The organism is Micromonospora sp. NPDC049101, assembly GCF_040648675.1.
GTDB lineage: Bacteria > Actinomycetota > Actinomycetes > Mycobacteriales > Micromonosporaceae > Micromonospora.
The window spans coordinates 124,001-145,233 of record NZ_JBEZED010000010.1 but is presented as its reverse complement, the minus strand read 5'-3'; the positions used below and the strand labels follow the sequence as shown (position 1 = coordinate 145,233).

Genomic DNA, 21,233 nt, shown 5'->3' with positions numbered 1-21,233 from the left:
GCCGGGGTGAGACACCCCGGCCGCACTCCATTGCGTGGGCGTCAGCTGAGCTTGAGCTCCTGCAGCGCCTCGATGGCAGTGCCCTTGATCTGGTAGGCCCAGATGACGACCTTCGACTTGTCCACGTCACCGTTGGCGTCGAACTTGATGTACTTCGACACACCCTGCTTGTCGTACGACTTGACGAACTCCAGGATCTCGGCCCGGGTCTTCTTGCCAGCCTTGAAGGCGTCCAGGTAGATCGTCGCGCCGTCGAAGCCCTCGGCACCGTAGGAGCCCGGCGGGATGCCGTACTTCTTCTGGTAGTCGGCCGAGAAGGTGCCGCCGGCCTTGTCAGCCGGGAGGCACGGGCAGGTGATGATCGCGCCCTCGGCACCGCCGGAGGCACCCGCCGGGAACGCCGGGTCGTACAGACCGTCCGGGCCGACGAACTTGGCCTGGACACCGGCGGCACGCATCTGCTTCACCAGCGGAGCGGCCTCACGGGTGTAACCGCCGTAGAAGACGAAGTCCGCCTGCGCGGCCTTGATCTTGGAGATGGTGGCGTCGAACTGCGCCTGCCGCTCCTGGATCTTGTCCTTGTTCACGACCAGCGGGCCGAGCTGCTTGCCCAGCTCCTCGGTGATGCCCGCGCCGTACGCGCTGGCGTCATCGACGAGGAAGACCTTCTGCGCGCTCTGCGTCTTCAGGTAGCTCGCCACCGCGCCGGCCTGCGTGCCGTCGTTGCCGACCACCCGGTAGAAGGACTTGTTGCCCTTCTGGGTCAGGTCCGTCCGGGTCGCCGACGGGCTGACCATCGCCAGGCCAGCGGCCTGGTAGATCGGCATCGTCGCGTCCGACTCACCGGAGAAGTGACCACCGATGACACCGAGGAACGAGTTGTCCGACGCGATCTGGTTCGCGAACGGGGTCGCCACCGCAGGGTCACCCTGGGTGTCGAACCGCTGCATGGTGACCTTGCAGTTCGGGTTCGCCGCGTTGAACTGCTCCAGGGCGAGCTCCGCGCCGTTGAGCGACGGAATCACCAGACCCGCGTTGTCACCCGTGAACGCGCCGAAGATCGCGATCTTGCCACCGCAACTACCGGACGCGGCCTTATCGTCGCCACCACCGGAATCCTGGCAACCAGCCGCGACCACCAGGGTCGCGGCGAGCGCAACGGTACCCAGCGCCCGTACATAGCTTCGCCTCACGGCTACTGACCTCCTCCAGATGCGGACGCGACTGACCCGTTGCGACGGCGACAGCAGCAGACCGCAATTCCACCCACCCCGCAGGGACTCCCCCTGCGTTACGGCTCGTGATGGCGGAGCGTACCGACACGACATACCGTCCCGGAAGGCCTGAAGGCGGGGTCTGCGAAACCGTTACGAAGACGTGGGCAATCATGTCGATGCCCGTAACAGGCGAATCCGCCAGTTGGTCCTTAAGCCCGGGGCGGGGCAGCCTCCGGTCACGCTCACGAGGGCCACCACAACCCGACAGAACCCACCTTGAACAGCGAAAACAGCCAGACGAAGCACAGCGGGGGCGGAGCGTCGACTTTCAGACTCCCGGACCGGACGCCCACCACAGCCCGGCCCGCGAGCCGTCGTCCGCCGCCAACCACCACCGGTCGCCCACCGCCACCAGCGTCACGTCCCGATCAACGCCCGCCGACACATCGAGCGGCATCGCGACCTCCCGCCACGACCCACCCAGATCCGTCGACACCCACACCGAGTGCCGTGCGCCGTCGGTCACCGCGGCGAACAGGCGATCCCCGGACGACACCAGCGACGCCACCGCCTGCACCCCGGCCCCGGCCCACCGCCCGAACGTCCCACCGGCCACCCAGCCCCCGGCCTCCTGCCGCCACGCGCCGAACGTCGCCCCGCGCAGCCCGACCGCCACCGGCACCCCGCCGACAAGCGTCACCCGCTGCAACTCCTCGTACTCCGAACCGCCCGGCAACACCGTGCGCCGCCATGAGCGCCCGTCCGGCGACGACCACACCGCCGGGTCACGATCGATCCGGCCAGCCGGCAGCAAACCACCCACCGCCAGCCAACCTGGCGGCGTCGCCACCGCGTCGAACGCCCAGGTCACCCCCACCGGGTCACTGGCCAACTCCGGTGCACCCTCGACGAGCGCGAACTCCGCCGCGTCCGGTGCCGACACCCAGGAGGCCGCACCCGCCGAACGGTTACCCACGATCAACCAGCCCGGCGCACCCGCCGTCAGCCGGGACACGTTCACCGCCGTCGGCCCGCCGTACGTCTCGAACTTCGCCTGCACCTCGACCAGCGCACCATCGGCCACCTGCCGCCACGTACTCACCCGCGGATAGCCGTGCGCGCCGCCGACCTTGGCGCCGATCAACGCCGCCCTACCCTCGCGGCAGGCCACCGACAGGAACACGTTCTGCCGGCCGTAGAAGGAATCCGCCCGCACCGGTTGGACCGTCCACGTCGCACCGTCCACGCTGGTCCAGGCCGCCGGACGGGTGCCGCCCTGTGCGTCGAGCACGCCACCGACCAGGAACCACCGACCCGCGCACGACGTCGCGTCGCGAAGCAGAAGACGGCCCGCACCACCCGGCGGCGCCGGCAGCGCCAGGGGTTGCCAACCCGGCCGCAGCGCCGGCGCGACGGCCGGCGTCGACCCGGCGCGGCCCGGCGCCCTCGGCCCGTCGCAGCCGGCTAGCAGCAGCGCGAAGAGGCCGAACACCGCGATCACCCGTCGGACGGACACCCGTCGATGCTAACCACCGGCGCTCGCGCGCGGTGGCCCCAGCGCGGCCCGGATCGCACGGGATCGGGGACTCAGACAGTCGGTTGCTGGGACACCTCGCCGCCGGCGGTCTCCGCGAGGATCCGCTCGGCAACCTCCTTCATGGTCATCCGGTGGTCCATCGCCGTGCGCTGGATCCACTTGAACGCCTGCGGCTCGGTCATCCCGTACGTCGTCATCAGCGCACCCTTGGCGCGCTCCACCGCCTTGCGGATCTCCAGGCGGTCGGTCAGGCTCGCGACCTCCGCCTCCAGGGCCGCGACCTCCGAGTAGCGCGACAGCGCGATCTCCACCGCCGGGACCAGGTCGCTCTTCTGGAAAGGCTTCACGAGGTACGCCATCGCGCCCGCCGCCCGCGCCCGCTCCACCAGGTCACGCTGGCTGAACGCGGTCAGGATGATCACCGGGGCGATCCGGGCACCGGCGATCCGCTCGGCGGCGGCCAGCCCATCCATGATCGGCATCTTGATGTCGAGGATGACCAGGTCGGGCTTCAACTCCTCGGCGAGGCGGACGGCTGTCTCACCGTCACCGGCCTCCCCCACCACCTCGTAGCCCTCTTCGACAAGCATCTCGGCGAGGTCCAGCCGGATCAGCGCCTCATCCTCGGCGATCAGTACGCGCCTACGCTCGGCATCCGTCGGCGTCTCAGCCACCAGCCCTACCCCCACCAGTTCGAACGTGACACCCGCCCAGCCGGGTGTCACCGCCCTCAGCGTAGTGGGTATCCTGTCAGTGCTGAATCAGGGAAGCGCCCTCGTAGCCCAACTGGCAGCAGGCAATGGTCTCAAACTCCATACAGTGTGGGTTCGAATCCCACCGAGGGCACCAAAATTTGTCGTACGGGTGTTCGAGAATCTTCTCGTGCATCCACCCGAGATACGTGCCCGTGCGCGACAGCTCTTCCTCGCTGGCGGCACGGTCGCCGACACCGCTCGTGCGGTCGGCCTGCCTTATCGGACTGTCTGGCACTGGTGCAACGACCGTCCAGAGACGAAGTTTCAGGGCACGCAGCACCGATGTTTTCGCTGTCGTGAGGGTGTCGACAGTCCGACAGACCCGAAGGCCTACGCCTACCTGCTCGGCCTCTACCTCGGCGATGGCCACCTGGTGACGACCGCACGCGTGCCGGTGTTGCGCATCTACTGCTCCGACGCATGGCCCGACCTGATCGAGGCGTGCGACATCGCCATGCGTGCCGTGCTCGCGTCGAAGGTGCAACGCGTCCAGAAACAGGGTTGCGTGGGGGTGCAGAGCTACGGCGTCCACTGGCCATGCCTGCTCCCCCAGCACGGCCCCGGCAAGAAGCACGAGCGACCGATCGTGCTGGCCGACTGGCAGCGACCGATCCTCGAACGACACCCCGGCGACTTCCTGCGTGGGCTGTTCCACTCCGACGGCTGCCGCGTCGCCAACCGGGTCACCGTGCGCGGCAGGGCGTACGTCTACCCGCGCTACATGTTCGTCAACGAGTCGACCGACATCATGGCGCTGTGCCAGTGGAGTCTCGACCTGCTCGGCGTCGCCTGGCGGATGAACCGGCGCAACTCGCTCTCGGTGGCGCGGCGGGCCGCTGTCGCCACCCTGGACCGGCACGTCGGCCCGAAATCCTGACCGTCTGTCGCGGGGATCACGTCGATCGTGGGAGCCTGACCGACGCGCGGGCGGATGGCCGGTTGCCGGGTCGACGACAGGGGTGCAAACCGATGCGGGTTGTTGTTTTCGGCGCGACGGGCATGGTCGGCCAGGGCGTGTTGCGGGAGTGTCTGCTCGCCGACGACGTGCGGGAGGTGGTGACGGTGGGTCGCCGGCCGACCGGGCGGCAGGATCCGAAGCTGCGGGAGTTGACCGTCGCGGACGTGGGCGAGTTGGACCCGGTGCGGGCCGACCTGACCGGTGTGGACGCCTGTTTCTACTGCCTGGGGGTGTCCTCGTTGGGTCTGGACGAGGCGGCGTACACGCGGGTCAGCTACGACTATCCGCTCGCGGCGGCGCGCCTGTTGGCGGAGGTCAGCCCGCAGGTCACGTTCGTTTACGTGTCGGGTCAGGGGACCGACTCGTCGGGTCGGGGCCGGGTGATGTGGGCGCGGGTCAAGGGTCGCGCCGAGAACGCGATCATCGAGCTGCTGCCCAACGGCTACGCGGCGCGACCGGGGTTCATCCAGCCGACATACGGGGCGGTGTCGAAGACCCGGTGGTACCGGCTGGGGTATTCGGTCACGCGTCCGCTGTTTCCGGTGCTGCGTCGGCTGTTCCCGCACCAGGTCACCACCACCGACGGGATCGGTCGGGCGATGCTGCGGGTGGCCCGGGAGGGCTCGCCGACCCGGGTGTTGGGCAACCGCGAGCTGCGCTGATCAGGCGATCGTGTCGAGAGCGGCGGCGAGGTCGGCGCGCAGGTCCTCGGGGTCTTCCAGGCCGACCGAGAGGCGCAGCAGGCCGGCGGCGGGTTTCGCGTCGCCCTCGACGGGGCGGTGGGTGAGTGAGGCGGGGTGCTGGATCAGGGTGTCGACGCCGCCGAGGGACACCGCGTGGGTGATGAGCTGGCAGGCGCCGGCGACGGCGGCCGCGGCGGGTGCGCCGCCGCGTACCTCGAAGGCGAGCAGGCTGCCGGGTCCGGACATCTGGCGGCCGACCAGCGCCGCCGGGTCGTGCGTCGAGGGGTGGTGCACCCGGTGTACGGCGGAGTGGCCGGCGAGCCAGCCGGCGAGTTTCTCGGCGGTGGCCTGCTGGGCGCGCACGCGCAGCGGCAGGGTTTGCAGGCCGCGGTGCAGCAGGTAGCCGCCCAGCGGGTGCAGGATCGCGCCGGTGACGGCGCGGACCTGGCGTAGTCGCACGGCCCAGTTGTCGTCGCAGGCGACGACGCCGGCGAGTACGTCGCCGTGCCCACCGATGCTCTTGGTGGCGCTGTGCAGGACGAGGGTGGCGCCGTGTCGGGCGGGTTGTTGCAGGACGGGGGTGGCGACGGTGTTGTCGACGAGCAGCGGGATGTCGCCGGCGGCGGTGGCGAGGGCGGCGATGTCGACCAGGTCGAGGGTGGGGTTGGCGGGTGTCTCGGCGATGACGAGTGCGGTGTCGGGGCGGATGGCGGCGGCGACCTCGTCGGGGCGGGCCCAGGTGACGGTGGTGCCGAGCAGGCCGGTGGCGAGGACGTGGTCGGTTCCGCCGTAGAGGGGTCGGACGGCGACGACGTGCCGGCGGTCGTCGCGGGCGGCGGCGAGCAGGGTGGCGGTGAGGGCGGCCATGCCGCTGGCGAAGGCGACGGCCTGGGCGGTGCCTTCCAGCTCGGCGAGGGCGGTTTCGAAGCGGGCGACTGTGGGGTTCCAGAGCCGTTGGTAGACGGCGCCGCCGTCGGTGGGGAGGGTGCCGCCGGTGGCGAGTTGTTCGTAGGCGGCGCCGCCGTCGTCGACCGAGGGCAGTGGGTTGGTGGTGGACAGGTCGATGGGCGGTACGTGCACGCCGAGGGTGCGCAGGTCGTCGCGACCGGCGTGTACGGCCCGGGTGTCCATCGTTGTCATGCCGGGTAGCGTCGAACATCCACCTGCCCGGAGGCAATGGGTCGGCAGATGATTCTGGTGAGCCCACTGGTTTCGTTCGTGGATTCGGGCGAGGATGGCTGGATGTCTTCTGCGCCGAACGATGTGCGGCCGTTTCCGGCCCTGGACGAGGTGGACCGCGCGATTCTGACCGAGTTGGCCGCGGACGGGCGTCTGCCCAACAATGCGCTCGCCGAGCGGGTGGGGGTGGCGCCGTCGACGTGCCTGACCCGGACGCGGGCGCTGCGGGACCGGGGCGCGATCCGCGGTTTCCACGCCGAGGTGGACCCGGCCGCGCTCGGTCTGCCGTTGCAGGCGTTGGTGTCGGTGCGGTTGACCGCGCACGAGCGGGCGGCGGTGGACGCCTTCCGGGCCCGGTCGGTGCGGTTGCCGGGGGTGGTGTCGGTGTTCCACGTGGCGGGTGCGGAGGATTACGTGCTGCACGTGCGGGCGGCGTCCGGTGACGCGTTGCGCGACTTCGTGCTGGACCACCTGGCGGTGGACCCGGTGGTGCAGCACACCCAGACCAGTCTGATCTTCGAACAGGCACGTGGGGTGGGGTGAGCGGCGGTGGAATGAACGGGCGGGCCGGGGAGTTGGCACTGCGTGTGATCACCGTACCGATGTCTGTTCTTGATCTTGCACCGGTCGCCAAGGGCACCACCGCCGGCGCGGCCCTGGAGGCCACCACCGAGCTGGCCCGCCGCACCGAGGAGTTGGGCTACCACCGGTTCTGGGTGGCCGAGCACCACAACATGCCGGCGATCGCCAGCTCCGCCCCCGCGGTGTTGCTGGCGCACCTGGCGGCGAACACGTCGACGATCCGCCTCGGGTCGGGCGGAGTGATGCTGCCCAACCACGCGCCGCTGGTGGTCGCCGAGCAGTTCGGCACCCTGGAGGCGCTGCACCCCGGTCGGATCGACCTGGGCATCGGCCGGGCGCCGGGCACCGACCAGGTGACCGCACTGGCGTTGCGGCGCACCATGGAGGGCCTGTCCGCGGAGGGTTTCCCGCGCGAGTTGGCCGACCTGATGAACTACTTCAGCGGCGAGAAGCCGGGGCAGATCATCGCCACGCCGGGTCGCGGTGAGCAGCCGGCCGTGTGGCTGCTGGGCTCCAGCGGTTTCAGCGCCCAACTCGCCGGCCTGCTGGGTCTGCCGTTCTCCTTCGCGCACCACTTCAGCTCGGCGAACACCCTGCCGGCGCTGGCCCTGTACCGGCAGAACTTCCGGCCGTCGCAGTGGTTGGACAAGCCGTACGCGATGGTGGCGGTCAACGCGGTGTGCGCGGAGACCGACGAGCGGGCCGAGTGGCTGGCGGGGCCGAGCGCGCTGTCGTTTCTGAAGTTGCGCTCCGGCCGGCCGGAGCCGTTGTCGACGCCGGACGAGGCGGCCGCGTACCCGTACTCCGAGATCGAGCGGGAGTTCATCCTGCAGCGCCGCGACGGTCAGGCGATGGGTTCGCCGGAGACGGTGCGCCGGCAGCTCGCCGAGCTGGTGGAACGCACCGGCGCGGACGAGCTGATGCTGACCACTCTGGTGTACGACGTCGCCGACCGGGTGCGGTCCTACGAGTTGATCGCCGAGCAGGTGGCGGGCGGTCTGCACCGGGACGCATGAAACACGATCTTCACGTCAGCGTCACCCCGCCGACCCCGACGCTGCCTAATGTTGGTTTCGGTGGTGGTACGGCATCCCCGGTCGGGACGGGTCGGGAATGCCGCGGTGTGGCGCACCGGGCCGGAGCTGAGCGGATTCCGCGGCTGCGGCCCGGTGCCTGCCACCCTAGGCGACCCCGTTCGGGACCGCTAGGGGTTAGATCAACGTAGGTAGATGTTCGGGGTGGGTGGGCTGGCCATCTGGTCGCCGATGAAGAACCCCGGGTGTGGCGGCTGGTTGTAGGCGGTGTTCTGCCACGCGATCGCCACCCGATACTGCGGGTCGTGCATCAGGGTGTGGATCCGGGTGCTGGTCGGCGTGGGCGTGCTGTAGATGCGCAGGGCCCGGCTGTCGGTGGTTCGCCAGATCACCTCCTCCCGCCAGTCACCGAGGATGTCACCGGAGAGCGCCGGGGTGGACTTGGTGCCGTTGTTCGACGCCACCCCGCTGCCATCGAGCAGTCGGGTCTCGCCACCGGTGCCGTACTTGTCGATCTTCGTGCCGTCGAGCAGTTCGCGTACCGGATCGCCGTCCCACCAGGCGAGGAAGTTCGTCGACGACGGCTTGCGGCCGATGTTCTGCCCCCTGGTGTTGGCCAGCCCGCCGACGGCCGACGACCACGACTCCGCGCCGGGGCTGCCGGCCCAGATGTCCGCGGAGACGCCCCGGCCGTTGTCGCCGGAGGCCGGCGTGGACCAGAGGATCTGACCGGTACGCGCGTCGGCGAACCAGGAGCTGGGCTTGCTGGCGTCCTCGTCGACCTTGAAGACCTCCAGGCCGGTGCGGCCCGGGTCGAGGTCACCGACGTGCATGGCGTCGCCGTGCCCGTTGCCGGTCGAGTAGAGCAGCCGGCCGTTGTCGTCGATGGTGGCGGCACCGTAGACGATCTCCTGACGGCCGTCGGCGTCGACGTCGGCGACGGAGAGTTGGTGGTTGCCCTGACCGGCGGCGGCGCCGTTGCCGGCGGAGTTCGAGTCGAACGTCCAGCGCTTGGTCAGCGTGCCGTTGCGGAAGTCCCAGGCGGCGACGACCGCGCGGGTGTAGTAGCCCCGGGCCATGATCAGCGACGGGCGCTGCCCGTCCAGGTACGCGGTGCCGGCGAGGAACCGGTCCACCCGGTTGCCGTACGAGTCGCCCCAGGACGACACGGTGCCGCGCGGCGGGTCGTAGCTGACGGTGGAAAGGATCGCGCCGGTCTGGCCGTTGAACATGGTCAGGTACTCCGGACCGGCCAGCACGTAGCCGCTGGAGTTGCGGTGGTCCGCCGACGACGAGCCGATGAGCTGGCCGGTGCCGGAACGGGTGCCGTCGGCGGTCTTCATGGCCACCTCCGCGCGGCCGTCACCGTCGTAGTCGTACACCTGGAACTGGGTGTAGTGGGCGCCGGCCCGGATGTTGCGGCCCAGGTCGATCCGCCACAGCCGGGTGCCGGTCAGGGTGTACGCGTCGACGTAGACGTTGCCGGTGTAGCCGGACTGGGAGTTGTCCTTGGCGTTCGACGGGTCCCACTTGAGCACGATCTCGTAGGTGCCGTCGCCGTTGAGGTCCCCGACCGAGGCATCGTTGGCGCTGTAGGTGTAGTTCTCCCCGCTGGGGGTGGTGCCACCGGCCGGGACCTGCAACGGCACGTCCAGGTAGCCGTTGGCGAACTGCAGCGCCGGTGCCGACGCCGCCTGCTCGGCGCCGCCGACCACGGCCCGCACGGTGTACGCCGAGCCGGCCGCCGCGCCGCTGTCCAGGTAGGTGGTGGCGCCGGTGATCGGGCTGGCGTTGACCCTGGTCGACCCCCGGTACAGGTTGAACGCCACCCCGGAGGTCTCGGTGCCGAGCAGTCGCCAGGACACCAGGTTGCCGCTGCCGGAGCGGACGCTGATCAACCCCCGGTCCAGGTTCTCCAGCTGTTTCGCCCCGGCCGGCGGAGTGGTGGGTGGCGGGGTCGTCGGGGGCGGCGTCGTGGGTGGTGGGGTGGTCGGCGGTGGGGTCGTGGGTGGTGGCGTGGTCGGCGGTGGGGTGGTCGGCCCGTCGGTGGCCGGGGTGCCGGTGCAGGTGGTGCCGTTGAGCGCGAAGCTGGTCGGCACCGGATTGCTGCCGGTCCACGAACCGTTGAAGCCGAACGCGGCGGTGCCGTTGGTGGCGATGCCGGCGTTGTGGTCGACGTTGCGGGCGGTGACCTGGGCACCGGACTGGGTGACGACGGCGTTCCACGCCTGGGTGACCTGTTGCCCGGCCGCGTACGACCAGGTGAGGGCCCACCCGTTGACCGGGTCGCCGAGGTTGGTGACTGTGACGTTGGCGCCGAAGCCGCCCTGCCACTGGTTGGTTACTTGATAGTCGACCCGGCAGCCGACGGCGGCGGCCGAGGCGACCACCGTGCCGAGGGTGCCGGCCACGACGGCGGCCGCCGTCGTGCCGGCGAGCAGGATCAGCCGATGTCTGGACGGGTGCATGGACTGCCTCCGAGGATCCGCGGATGATCGCGGCGGCCCACCCGCCCGGCCCGGGACGCGCGGTGGACCCGTCGCGCCGCCACGGCGGCGGACGGCGATCTGATCGGGGGTGAACGCCCTGGAACTCGCGGATCCGACTCACCGCGCATCGTAGGGCAAGCGCTTTCCGCCACGCAACATCGATGACCGTTGCTGGCTGCCTTGCCTCCACCATCGCTGGCTGATCAACTCGTACGGATGAGCACCCCCCACATGGACCCCGCCGAGTTCCGTCGCGCCGGCCACGCGGTCGTCGACTGGATCGCCGACTACTGGACGACGCTGGCGCAACGACCGGTCACCTCGGCCGACCCGCCCGGCACGGTGGCCGCCGCCCTCCCCACCGCACCGCCCACCGCCGGCGGCGAACCGGTCGAGGCCGTCCTCGCCGACCTGGACTCGATCGTCCTGCCGGGGCTGACCCACTGGCAGCACCCGGGCTTCTTCGGCTACTTCCCCGCCAACACCTCGGGCCCGAGCGTGCTCGGTGACCTGGTCAGCTCCGGGCTCGGCGTCCAGGGCATGCTCTGGGCCACCAGCCCCGCCTGCACCGAGGTGGAGACGGTGCTGATGGACTGGCTGGCCCAACTGATGGACCTGCCGCACCGGTTCCGCTCCACCGGTGCCGGCGGTGGGGTCATCCAGGACTCGGCGTCCTCGGCGACGCTGGTGGCCACCCTGACCGCGCTGCACCGGGCCAGCGGAGGCCGCTGGCGCGACACCGGCATCGGCCGGCGCTACCGCGCGTACACCTCCGTGCACGGGCACTCCTCCATCGAGAAGGCCGCCCGGATCGCCGGACTGGGCACCGACGGCATCCGGCCGATCGACGTCGACCCGGACAGCCAGGCGCTGCTGCCGGGCGCGCTCCGCGCGGCGATCGAGGCCGACCTGGCCGCCGGGGACGTACCCGCCATCGTGGTGGCAACAATCGGCACCACCTCCACCACCGCGATCGACCCGCTGCCGGAGATCGGTGCCATCTGCGCCGAGTACGGCATCTGGCTGCACGTGGACGCCGCGTACGCGGGCGCCGCCGCCGTCTGCCCCGAACTGCGGTGGTCGCACGCCGGCCTGGAGTACGCCGACTCGTACTGCTTCGACCCGCACAAGTGGCTGCTCACCGGGTTCGACTGCGACGCGTTCTGGGTCGCCGACCGCGCCGAACTGATCGACGCGCTGACCGTACTGCCGGAGTTCCTGCGCAACGCGGCCTCCGAGTCCGGCGCGGTGATCGACTACCGGGACTGGCAGGTGCCGCTGGGCCGACGGTTCCGCGCCCTGAAACTGTGGTTCGTCATCCGCTGGTACGGCGCCGAAGGGCTGCGGGCACACATCCGCTCCGGCGTGGCGCTGGCCGACCGGTTCGCCCAGCGGGTCCGCGCCGACGACCGGTTCGAGGTGACGGCGGCGCACCCCTTCTCGCTCGTCTGCTTCCGGCTGCGCGCCGACGACGACGCCAACGCGGCACTGCTGGCCGCGGTCAACGCCACCGGACGGGTGCACCTGACGCACACCCGCGTCGCCGGCCGCTACACGCTACGGCTGGCCGTCGGCTCGCCCCAGACCACCGAAGCGCACGTCGACGAGGCCTGGACACTGCTCGCCGAGACGGCCGACAACCTGCTCTCTCCCTAACTGCCGCCGCCTCCACCTCCCGCCCCCGGCCTCCCGCACCCCCGCACCCCGCACCCTGCGCCCTGCGCCCTGCGCCCTGCGCCCTGCGCCCTGCGCCCTGCGCCAAGATCGTCACAACATCGGGGATGTCGCTGCCTCAGGCACGCGTGAGACAGCAACATCCCCGACGTTGCGCGGATCTTGACGACGAATACCGCCCCCGACAGACCCGGAGCGGAGTTTGGGGCGCCCACGCCGCCAAGGTCATGCTCGAACAAGGATGTGGTGGCCACGAAGCGCCGGGAAACCACTACATCCTGGACAACGCCGTTGCGTTAGGCGGAACGGCTGTTCGTCGACCAGCGCCGCCTCGCCGATCATGGAGTTGTGGTGGGTAACAGAACGCCCGTAAACCCCCAAAGTCGGCACCACAACTCCATGATCGCCAAGCCGGGCCTAACCCGCTCCCCGAACCGCCGGCCGTGAACGCGGTGCTTGCTGTCGGGCGAGCGGGCAGGTTGGCAGCGGGTCGGGGCGCGCGCCCGGAATCGGGCGAGGCCGAGGGCGGGACGAGGCCGGAGGGCAGGCGGGGTTCAGCGTGGCGTGGGCGTGGCTGTGGAGGCCAGATCCGCTTCGACCGCACCGGCGGCAGCAAGCTCGGGCAGCTTGGCGGGAACGTTCGCGGCGGCGGGAGCGCTCGCGGCTTCGGCGCGGGCGCGTCGGGTGCGGCGAAGTGCCCGCACGGCCAGCACCAGGGCGGTCAGCCAGCCGGCGGCCAACAGGGCGTACATGACCGGGCGGATCGGGCCGTCGAGTTCGGCGGAGCGGATCAGCGTGCGGGCGTTGGTCAGCACGATCACGCCGCCGATCGTCGCGCCGAGCAGTTGGGCGGGCACGATGCGCACCAGCCAGGCGGCCAGCGGGGCGGCGATGAGCCCGCCGATCAGCAGCGCGGCGACGGTGGGGAGCAGGAACCCTTCGGAGCCCAGCCCGATCAGGAAGCCGACACTCGCCGCACCGGCCACGACGAACTCGGCGGTGTCCACCGAGCCGATCACCTTGCGGGGCTCCAGGCGGCCGGAGACCAGCAGCGCCGGGGTGGCCACCGGACCCCACCCGCCGCCACCGGTGGCGTCGACGAAGCCGGCGACCAGGCCCAGGGGGCCGAGGAAACGTCCACGTAGTCGCCCGCCGACCCGATCGGTGCGCAGCGGTCGGGCGAAGCGGATCAGCAGGTACGCGCCGAGGGTGAAGAGGATGCCGGCCATCCACGGCGCGGCCGCCTCGGTGGAGATCGAGCTGAGCAGGGTGGCACCGGCGAAGGCACCGATGGCGCCGGGCAGGGCGATGCGGGTGACCACCCGCCAGTCGACGTTGCCGAAGCGCCAGTGCGCGACCCCGGCGGCGAGGGTGGTGCCGATCTCGGCCAGGTGCACCGAGGCCGAGGCGGCGGCCGGGGCGACCCCGGCGACCAGCAGCAGAGTGGACGAGGTCAGCCCGTACGCCATGCCGAGCGAGCCGTCGATCAGCTGCGCGACGAGCCCGACCAGAGCGAGTACCAGCAGCTTGCGCACGAGCGCCCCCTGACTTTTCGGTATCTCCTATCGACTTGGTCGACAATGCGGCACGGGGCGGCCGGGGTCAAGCCTCTGATCGGTGGATGGGACGCCCACCGTGCGACGCACCGCGGTCGATGCCGCCCGGCAACCAGCGCGGGCGGAGGATCGGCGTGGCGGGCGCGACCGGCGAGGGGCGGGTGGCGCGGGGCGACCGGCGCGGGACGGGTAGCGCGGGGCGACCGGCGCGGGACGGGTAGCGCGGGGCGACCGGCGCGGGACGGGTAGCGCGGGGCCCGGGACCGGGCCGGCGCTCAGATCCAGGCGCGCGGGTCGGCCACCAGTTCGGTGATGCGCGGGGGCAGGGTGCCCGCGGCCACGTCGGCGACGCTGACCAGCTCCAGGATCTCGCGTTCGCTTGCCCGCAGCGCGATCCAGACCTCCTGGAGCGCACGGGCCGGGCCGTGGTAGCCGAGTTGCTCGGGGCGTTGCCCGCGGACGTGGGCCAGCGGCCCGTCGATCACCCGGATCACCTCGGCGAGCGAGATCTCCTCGGCGGGGCGGGCCAGCCAGTAGCCACCCTCCGGGCCGCGCTGGGCGTGCACGATGCCGCCCCGGCGCAGTTGCAGCAGGATGCTCTCCAGGAACTTCGGCGGGATTTCCTGGGCACGGGCGATCTGGTCGGCCGTGACGGGCCGGCCGCGCCCAGGACCACTGGCCGTCGCGGCAAGCTCGGCGGCCGCGCGGAGGGCGTAGTCGACCCGGGCGGAGAGGCGCATGTCGGCAAGGTTAGCCCCCGGTCAACCGGCCGGGCGGGCGACCCTCGGCCGATCGGACACGCATCGATGGAATTCGCGTCATTCGCGCCCGTTCCGGGTGTCGTCGAGGACCGGTCAAAGCACGCCATGATCCACCGTGAGGTGGGGGCCGAAATGCCGGTATGGAGCGTCCTTATGCTGGGCGGGGGTACGACCGTCGGACCGTTGCGGCGGTGCCGGTCCGCAGATTGATAAACATCGGGGGAAGGCAACACGATGACCGATATCGCCACACGCACCTGGGATGGCATGACCATCCCGGTCGCCGGCACCTATCTTCTCGATCAGGCGCACAAGCGGATCGGTTTCCTGTCCCGGCACATGATGGTGAGCCCGGTGCGCGGTGAGTTCGCCGAGGCGACCGCGCAGATCTTCGTGGCGGAGGACCCGCTGCTCTCCTCGGTGACGGCGACCATCGCGTCGGCCAGCATCACCACCGGCAGCAGCGACCGGGACACGCATCTGAAGAGTGCCGACTTCCTCGACGTGGAACGCTATCCGACGCTCGAATATCGAAGCACCGGCATCAAGTGGCAGGGCAACGAGGACCCCATCTTCCAATGGGCCCGGCTGCGCAGCCATCGGCTCGGCGGACGGGGCCGGAGTCCGATTGTTCCACCGCAGTCCGACGGCGCACCGGGGCGATTCGTGCTGACCGGTGAGTTGACCGTGAAAGGAATCACCCGGGCTGTCGACCTGGAGGTGAATTTCGGCGGCGCCCGTCGTGATCCGTACGGGCAGAACATCTTCGGGTTCAGCGCGACGGCCGAGATCAACCGCGAGGATTATGGCCTGCTCTGGAATGTCATGCTGGAGAGCGGCGGGGTCCTGGTCGGCAGGACGGTGCAGATCGAGATCGCGGGCGAGGCGATCCACCAGGCCTGACCGAGGCCATCCCCGCCAGGTCCTGGCGGGGATGTGTCGAGAGCGTCAGGCGCCGACGCGGCGCAGGAGGCCCTCCTGGACGGCGCTGGCGATCTGCTGGCCGTCCGTGGTGAACATCCGGCCGGTGGCCAGCCCACGCGCGCCGGACGCCGACGGGCTCAGACAGTCGTAGAGGAACCACTCGTCGGCGCGGAACGGCCGGTGGAACCACAGCGCGTGGTCCAGGCTCGCGCCGACCAGCCCGCCCGGCCCCCACACCTCGCCGTGCACGGAGAGCACCGAGTCCAGCAGGGTGAGGTCCGAGGCGTAGGTGAGCGCACAGGCGTGCAGCAGCGGATCGTCGGGCAGTTTGCCGTCGATGCGCATCCAGACGCGCTGGTGCGGGTCGGCCGGCCGGTCGCCGGGCCGGACCCAGCCGGGCTCGCCGACGTAGCGCACGTCGATCGGCCGCGGGATCTGCCCCCACATGCCGAGCCGCTCCGGGTACCGGGAGAGCCTGTCGCTCATCGTCGGGACGTCCTGCGGCGGCGGCACGTCCAGCGGAGTCGGGGCCTGGTGGTCCAGACCCTCCTCGGCCCGTTGGAACGACGCCGACATGAAGAAGATCGGCTTGTCGTGCTGGAGCGCGACCGCGCGGCGGACCGAGAAGGACCGGCCGTCGCGGATGTTCTCCACCTGGAAGGCGATCGGCTCGACCGGGTCGCCGGGGCGGACGAAGTAACCGTGCAGCGAGTGCACGAACCGCTCCGGGTCGACGGTGCGGCCGGCGGCGACCAGCGCCTGACCGGCGACCTGGCCGCCGTACACCCGTTGTGGGCCGACCGGGGGGCTCATCCCCCGGAAGGCCATCTCCCCGGTCGGGTCGAGGTCCAGCACTTCCAGCAGCTGGTCAACAGCCGCCTGGCCGACCGCGACCCGACCGTCGCTCACTGCAGCGCCCGCGCCGACGCCGCGTCGACCAGCGAGCCGAGCTGGTGTACGCGCAGCGTGTTGGTCGAGCCGGGGGTGCCGGGCGGGCTGCCCGCCACGATCACCACGTAGTCGCCGGGGTTGGCCCGGTCGAGGCCGAGCAGCGCCTGGTCGACCTGGCGGAACATGTCGTCGGTGTGCTGCACGAACGGCATCAGGAAGGTCTCCACGCCCCAGGTGAGGGCGAGCTGGTCGCGCACCTCGGGGACCGGCGTGAAGGCCAGCAGCGGCAGGTCGCAGTGCAGGCGGGACAGCCGTCGGACGGTGTCACCGGTCTGCGAGAAGGCGACCAGGGCCTTGGCGTTGATGGCCCGGGCGATCGACGAGGCGGCGACGGTGAGCGCGCCCCCGTGGGTACGCGGGTCGTGCTGCAACCGCGGCACCCCGATCGAGCCGGCCTCGGTGGTCGTCACGATCTTGGCCATGGTGCTGACGGTCAGCACCGGGTACTTGCCGACGCTGGTCTCGCCGGAGAGCATCACCGCGTCCGCGCCGTCGAGCACCGCGTTGGCGACGTCGGAGGCCTCCGCCCGGGTGGGGCGGGAGTTTTCGATCATGGAGTCGAGCATCTGGGTGGCGACGATGACCGGCTTGGCGTTCTCCCGGCAGAGCTGCACGGCGCGCTTCTGCACCAGCGGGACCTGGTCCAGTGGCATCTCGACGCCGAGGTCACCGCGGGCGACCATGACGCCGTCGAAGGCCAGCACGATGGCCTCGAGGTGCTCCACCGCCTCCGGCTTCTCGACCTTGGCCAGCACCGGGCGGAAGACGCCCTCCTCGGCCATGATGTTGTGGACGAGCTTGATGTCCTCGGCCGAGCGCACGAAGGACAGCGCGACCAGGTCGACGCCGAGACCCAGCGAGAAGCGCAGGTCCTCGGCGTCCTTCTCGGACATGGCGGGCACGCTGACCGCCACGTTGGGCAGCGAGACGCCCTTGTTGTTGGAGACCGGGCCACCCTCGGTGACCAGGCAGCGGATGTCGTTGCCGGTGACGTCGGTGACCTCGACCGCGACCCGACCGTCGTCGATCAGCAGGCGGTCACCGGGCTTCACCTCGTGCGGCAGCTTGGTGTAGGTGCAGGAGACCCGCTCCTTGGTGCCCAGGATGTCGTCGCCGGTGATCACGACCGAGTCGCCGGTGCGCCACTCGTGCGGGCCGTCGGCGAACTTACCGAGCCGGATCTTGGGGCCCTGCAGGTCGGCGAGGACCGCCACCGGCTTACCTGCCGCCTCGGACGCCTCCCGGACGAGTCGATAGACCGACTCGTGGTCGGCGTGGCTGCCGTGGCTGAAGTTGAGCCTCGCCACGTTCATGCCGGCCTCGACGAGACCCCGGATGCGCTCCGGGGACGAGGTGGCGGGACCAAGGGTGCAGACGATCTTCACGCGGCGTGTCACGCCCATCAGGCTAGTCTCTCCTTCAGGTCGGACTCGGGGCCGACCCATTGCAGGCAGCGGAACATGTGTCGAACGACGCGCGGTGCGCGTCGGGCCGGCGGGCGGAACCGCACCGGGAACGTTGTGGCGACGGGCAACGGCGACCGCGCGCCGGGAATCGTACGCCTCCGTCGGTGTGCGCTGTCGGGGTGCTCCCGAGGAAGGCTCACCGTGGGTGCGCCGACGGGGGCAGGGTGGGCACCGCGGTCAGCAGGTCACGGGGGTCGTAGCGGCGCTTGGCCCGGCGCAGTCGCGCCCAGTTCGCGCCGTAGGCGAGCCGGACCCGGTCGGTCTCCTCCGGGGCGAGCAAATTGGGGTAGCCGCCGGGCAGGGCGTGCCCGGCGAGCGCCGTCGAGGTGCGCTCGGCCCACGCCCGGTGCGGCCCGGCCTGCTCGCCGGGCGCCCAGACCGCGATGATCTCGGTCAGCAGGTGGTCGCGGCGCAGACCGAAGGCCGTGTCGGCGAGCCGGACCCGGGTGGCCGCACCGTGGAAGTGGTGCACGGCCAGCGCCGAGAACGGCGAGCTGACCTGCCGGGCCGCGTCGACGAGCGCGTCCGCCACGCCGTCGGTGAGCGCGGGCAGCCAGCGGGTACGCAGCAGGTAGTGGTTGCCGTCGACCATCCCGCCGTCGAACATCCGCAGCGCGTCCGCGTACGGCATCGGGGCGATCTGGTCGACGAGCGGGGTGCCCAGCGCGCGCAGTCGGTCCATCCACGGCAGCCCGGCGTCCAGGTCCGGCCCGCTGTAGAACGGGCAGACGAAGACCATCGGCTCGCCGGCCGGGCCGGGCAGGAAGCCGGTCATCACGGTCAGCTCGTCCGGGGCCTCGGCGATGAGCGCGCCGTAGCCGCGCAGCACGGCGGGCGCCTCGGCCAACGCGAACATGATCATGCCGGCCAGCACGCCGGGCAGCCGGTGCGCGCGCAGGCGCAGCTCGGTGACCACGCCGAGGTTGCCCCCGCCGCCGCGCAGCGCCCAGTACAGCTCGGCGTCGTGGTGGGGATCGGCGGTGACCCGACGGCCGTCGGCGAGGACCACCTCCGCACCGAGCAGGTTGTCCAGGGTCAGACCGAACCGGCCGCACAGCGGGCCGTACCCGCCGGCGAGGGTGAGCCCGGCCACGCCCACGTCACCGACCACGCCGGTGGGCACCACCAGGTCGTACGGCCGGGTGGCGGCGAGCAACTCGGCCGTCGTGGCGCCACCGCCGACGGTCACCGCGCACGCGTCCGGGTCGACCCGGACGGCACGCAGACCGGTCAGGTCGAGCACCAGGCCGCCGTCGCGCAGTGCCCGGCCGGCCCAGTCGTGCCCGCCGGAGCGGACCGACAGGGGCAGGTGGCACCGGGCGGCGATGCGTACCGCGCCGGCCACCTCGTCGGTGTCCCGGCAGCTGGCGACCAGGATGGGCGCGCGGTCCACGGCGCCGTTCCAGAGCCTTGTGGTGGTGACGAAACCGGGATCGCCCGGCTCGTGCAGCCGGTCACCGAGCAGGGCCCGCAGCCGGGCGGTGGCCGTCGCGACATCGGGGGTGGCGGCGGAGAGCATGGCGACTCCTCGACCGGGCCGACCCCACGCTTCCGGGTGTGCCCCGGCGGCGGCCCGCACTGGGCGCGACCGTAGCACCGACACTGCGCCGAGCGCCGTCGCCATCACGACAGCGCCTCGACTGACCGACAGCTCAGCTCTCGGTCTTGACCAGTGGGAACTCCAGGGACCCGGCCGGGCAGAGGAAGGTCAGCACGTCCACCCGGTAGAGCCCGGCCTGCACCGCCGGGTCGGCCTCCAGCACGCTGCGGACGTCGTCGACGCTGCCGGTGCGGGCCAGGCCGAAGCCGATCGGCGGCTCCGGCTCGCGGGCCGGCCCGTCGACCGAGCCGGCGACCAGGATGATGCCGCCGCGCTGCAACGCCTGCATGTGCTCGGCGTGCTCCGACTGCAACCGCTGCACGGTCTCGGCGGGCAGGGCCCGACCGGCCGCGCCGGGATAGATCACGATGCACTCGTACGTGTCGAGCGCGAAGTTGACCTGCGGCACTCCCATGGGTGCTCCCTCCGCCGTCGCGCCGGTCGGCACGGGCACCGCCAGCGTCGCACGGACACGCCGGTCGTACCGGGCGCTTCCCGGCAATCGCCTCGAACCGCACAGGGCGTTTCCACGCACACAGTCGGCCGACGAGCGGCATGCCTGTCGGCTTCCGGGGGATGATCTACCCATGGCGACAAACATCAGTGAGCAGCCCGCGAAGGCGTCCGGCACGTACCGGATCGGCGGGGACGTCACCGTCAACCGACTCGGTTACGGGGCGATGCAGATCACCGGCCCCGGGGTCTGGGGCGACCCGAAGGACCCGGCGGAGGCGGTCCGGGTGCTGCGCCGGGCCGTGGAGCTGGGCGTGACGTTCATCGACACCGCCGACTCGTACGGGCCGTTCGTCTCGGAGCTGCTGATCCGCGAGGCCCTGCACCCGTACGCCGACGACCTGGTCATCGCGACCAAGGCCGGGCTGACCCGCTCCGGCCCGGGCGACTGGCGTGCAGTGGGCCGCCCGGAGTATCTGCGCCAGCAGTGTGAGCTGAGCCTGCGCCACCTCGGCCTGGACAGCATCCCGCTGTACCAGTTGCACCGGATCGACCCGAAGGTGCCGCTCGCCGACCAGTTGGGCGAGCTGGCGCTGCTGCGGCAGGAGGGCAAGATCCGGCACATCGGGCTGTCCGAGGTGAGCGTCGCGCAGATCGAGGAGTCCCGCGCGATCACCACGATCGCCTCCGTACAGAACCTGTACAACCTCGCCAACCGCAGCGCCGAGGACGTGCTGGAGTACTGCGAGCGCAACGACCTCGCGTTCATCCCGTGGTTCCCGATCGCCACCGGCGAGCTGGCCCGCCCGGGCGGGCCGTTGGACGCGATCTCCACGGCGCACGGCGCGTCGCCCGCGCAGCTCGCGCTGGCCTGGCTGCTGCGCCGCTCGCCGGTGATGCTGCCGATCCCCGGCACGTCCTCGGTGGCGCACCTGGAGGAGAACGTGGACGCGGCCGACGTGCGGCTGACCGACGACGAGTTCGAGTCGCTGGCCAAGGCGAGCTAGGACGCCGCCGGTCTCAGTCGGCGGCGTCCGGGCCGGTCTCCCGGGCGGCCCGCAGCGCCTCGGTCGCCTGGGCCAGCAGGCGAGCCGAATCGGTGCGGCCGCTCACCTGTAACTCCACCTCGGTGTCCCCGGCCTGGATCCGGATGCTGGCCTCGGTGCGCTGCTGGTCGACCCAGGACTGCAACAGGTTGAACAGCCCGGGGAGCAGCCCCTGGGCCAGCACCGCGATGATCACCGCGTCGCTGAAGCCCGCCCGTCCCCCGCCGCCGGCCTGGCGGACCACCGGCCGGTACTGCGGGTTGCGGTGGATCCAGTCGAGCAGGGCGACAGGTGGCGCCTGCCGGTGCCGCGGACTGATGGTCAGCCGGACGGGCAGTCGCGCGGCGGTGTCACTGTCGGTCACGGTT

At 71.3% G+C, this 21,233-nt stretch carries 19 protein-coding genes and 1 tRNA gene; 8 read left to right on the top strand and 12 right to left on the bottom strand.

Features of this window, described 5'->3' with window-relative positions; all coding sequences use genetic code 11:
- Positions 1–41: 41 nt before the first annotated feature.
- From AB0B57_RS16155 to AB0B57_RS16145, 3 genes are all read right to left on the bottom strand, one after another.
- The gene (locus AB0B57_RS16155; protein ID WP_357069709.1) at positions 42–1,193 is read right to left on the bottom strand and encodes a branched-chain amino acid ABC transporter substrate-binding protein; all 1,152 of its coding nucleotides are present in this window, start codon (positions 1,191–1,193) and stop codon (positions 42–44) included.
- Positions 1,194–1,545: 352 nt separating this feature from the next.
- Positions 1,546–2,733, bottom strand: coding sequence for a hypothetical protein (locus AB0B57_RS16150; protein WP_357069707.1), 1,188 nt, complete (start codon positions 2,731–2,733; stop codon positions 1,546–1,548).
- 71 nt (positions 2,734–2,804) lie between these two features.
- Entirely contained in the window at positions 2,805–3,428 is a 624-nt protein-coding gene (locus tag AB0B57_RS16145) for a response regulator (RefSeq protein ID WP_357069930.1), read from the bottom strand.
- A 97-nt stretch (positions 3,429–3,525) separates the two neighbouring features.
- Between AB0B57_RS16145 and AB0B57_RS16140 the strand changes: the two genes are divergently transcribed.
- From AB0B57_RS16140 to AB0B57_RS16130, 3 genes are all read left to right on the top strand, one after another.
- A tRNA-Leu gene (locus AB0B57_RS16140) sits at positions 3,526–3,603 on the top strand.
- Between the two features lie 279 nt (positions 3,604–3,882).
- Entirely contained in the window at positions 3,883–4,386 is a 504-nt protein-coding gene (locus AB0B57_RS16135) for a hypothetical protein (protein ID WP_357069705.1), read from the top strand.
- 92 nt (positions 4,387–4,478) lie between these two features.
- Positions 4,479–5,129 carry an NAD-dependent epimerase/dehydratase family protein gene (locus AB0B57_RS16130; RefSeq protein ID WP_357069703.1) on the top strand — a complete coding sequence of 217 codons (651 nt, stop codon included), beginning with the start codon at positions 4,479–4,481 and terminating at the stop codon, positions 5,127–5,129.
- Here the strand turns inward: AB0B57_RS16130 and AB0B57_RS16125 are convergent, their stop codons facing one another.
- On the bottom strand, positions 5,130–6,281 hold the full coding sequence (locus tag AB0B57_RS16125; RefSeq protein ID WP_357069928.1) for a PLP-dependent aspartate aminotransferase family protein: 1,152 nt from the start codon (positions 6,279–6,281) through the stop codon (positions 5,130–5,132).
- Between the two features lie 111 nt (positions 6,282–6,392).
- Here AB0B57_RS16125 and AB0B57_RS16120 point away from each other — a divergent pair, with 111 nt between their 5' ends.
- Both AB0B57_RS16120 and AB0B57_RS16115 read left to right on the top strand, forming a co-directional pair.
- A complete protein-coding gene (locus tag AB0B57_RS16120) occupies positions 6,393–6,872 on the top strand; it encodes an Lrp/AsnC family transcriptional regulator (RefSeq protein ID WP_357069701.1) in 480 nt (159 codons plus the stop codon).
- 59 nt (positions 6,873–6,931) lie between these two features.
- Positions 6,932–7,927: an LLM class flavin-dependent oxidoreductase gene (locus AB0B57_RS16115; RefSeq protein WP_357069699.1), complete on the top strand. Its 996-nt coding sequence runs from the start codon at positions 6,932–6,934 to the stop codon at positions 7,925–7,927.
- Between the two features lie 200 nt (positions 7,928–8,127).
- Here the strand turns inward: AB0B57_RS16115 and AB0B57_RS16110 are convergent, their stop codons facing one another.
- On the bottom strand, positions 8,128–10,413 hold the full coding sequence (locus AB0B57_RS16110) for a cellulose binding domain-containing protein (RefSeq protein ID WP_357069697.1): 2,286 nt from the start codon (positions 10,411–10,413) through the stop codon (positions 8,128–8,130).
- 237 nt (positions 10,414–10,650) lie between these two features.
- Between AB0B57_RS16110 and AB0B57_RS16105 the strand changes: the two genes are divergently transcribed.
- Positions 10,651–12,090, top strand: coding sequence for a pyridoxal-dependent decarboxylase (locus AB0B57_RS16105; RefSeq protein ID WP_357069695.1), 1,440 nt, complete (start codon positions 10,651–10,653; stop codon positions 12,088–12,090).
- A gap of 572 nt (positions 12,091–12,662) precedes the next feature.
- Here AB0B57_RS16105 and AB0B57_RS16100 read toward each other — a convergent pair.
- Together AB0B57_RS16100 and AB0B57_RS16095 are read right to left on the bottom strand one after the other, a co-directional pair.
- The gene (locus AB0B57_RS16100) at positions 12,663–13,643 is read right to left on the bottom strand and encodes a sulfite exporter TauE/SafE family protein (protein WP_357069693.1); all 981 of its coding nucleotides are present in this window, start codon (positions 13,641–13,643) and stop codon (positions 12,663–12,665) included.
- 296 nt (positions 13,644–13,939) lie between these two features.
- Positions 13,940–14,404, bottom strand: a complete 465-nt coding sequence (locus tag AB0B57_RS16095; RefSeq protein ID WP_357011130.1) for an Rrf2 family transcriptional regulator — start codon at positions 14,402–14,404, stop codon at positions 13,940–13,942.
- A 255-nt stretch (positions 14,405–14,659) separates the two neighbouring features.
- Between AB0B57_RS16095 and AB0B57_RS16090 the strand changes: the two genes are divergently transcribed.
- Positions 14,660–15,328, top strand: coding sequence for a YceI family protein (locus AB0B57_RS16090; protein ID WP_357069691.1), 669 nt, complete (start codon positions 14,660–14,662; stop codon positions 15,326–15,328).
- A 45-nt stretch (positions 15,329–15,373) separates the two neighbouring features.
- Here the strand turns inward: AB0B57_RS16090 and AB0B57_RS16085 are convergent, their stop codons facing one another.
- The 4 genes from AB0B57_RS16085 to AB0B57_RS16070 all read right to left on the bottom strand — a co-directional run bounded on the left by AB0B57_RS16085 (position 15,374) and on the right by AB0B57_RS16070 (position 19,781).
- A complete protein-coding gene (locus AB0B57_RS16085) occupies positions 15,374–16,258 on the bottom strand; it encodes an acyl-CoA thioesterase II (RefSeq protein WP_357069689.1) in 885 nt (294 codons plus the stop codon).
- The gene (gene pyk, locus AB0B57_RS16080) at positions 16,255–17,703 is read right to left on the bottom strand and encodes a pyruvate kinase (RefSeq protein ID WP_357069687.1); all 1,449 of its coding nucleotides are present in this window, start codon (positions 17,701–17,703) and stop codon (positions 16,255–16,257) included. Before pyk ends, AB0B57_RS16085 begins: the two co-directional genes overlap by 4 nt.
- 199 nt (positions 17,704–17,902) lie before the next feature.
- A complete protein-coding gene (locus AB0B57_RS16075; protein ID WP_357069685.1) occupies positions 17,903–19,285 on the bottom strand; it encodes an FAD-binding oxidoreductase in 1,383 nt (460 codons plus the stop codon).
- Between the two features lie 133 nt (positions 19,286–19,418).
- Positions 19,419–19,781: a YciI family protein gene (locus AB0B57_RS16070; protein ID WP_357069683.1), complete on the bottom strand. Its 363-nt coding sequence runs from the start codon at positions 19,779–19,781 to the stop codon at positions 19,419–19,421.
- A 172-nt stretch (positions 19,782–19,953) separates the two neighbouring features.
- Between AB0B57_RS16070 and AB0B57_RS16065 the strand changes: the two genes are divergently transcribed.
- On the top strand, positions 19,954–20,826 hold the full coding sequence (locus tag AB0B57_RS16065) for an aldo/keto reductase (protein WP_357069681.1): 873 nt from the start codon (positions 19,954–19,956) through the stop codon (positions 20,824–20,826).
- A 13-nt stretch (positions 20,827–20,839) separates the two neighbouring features.
- Here the strand turns inward: AB0B57_RS16065 and AB0B57_RS16060 are convergent, their stop codons facing one another.
- Complete coding sequence (locus AB0B57_RS16060; protein ID WP_357069679.1) at positions 20,840–21,229, bottom strand: hypothetical protein; 390 nt, start codon at positions 21,227–21,229, stop codon at positions 20,840–20,842.
- Between the last annotated feature and the right edge of the window lie 4 nt (positions 21,230–21,233).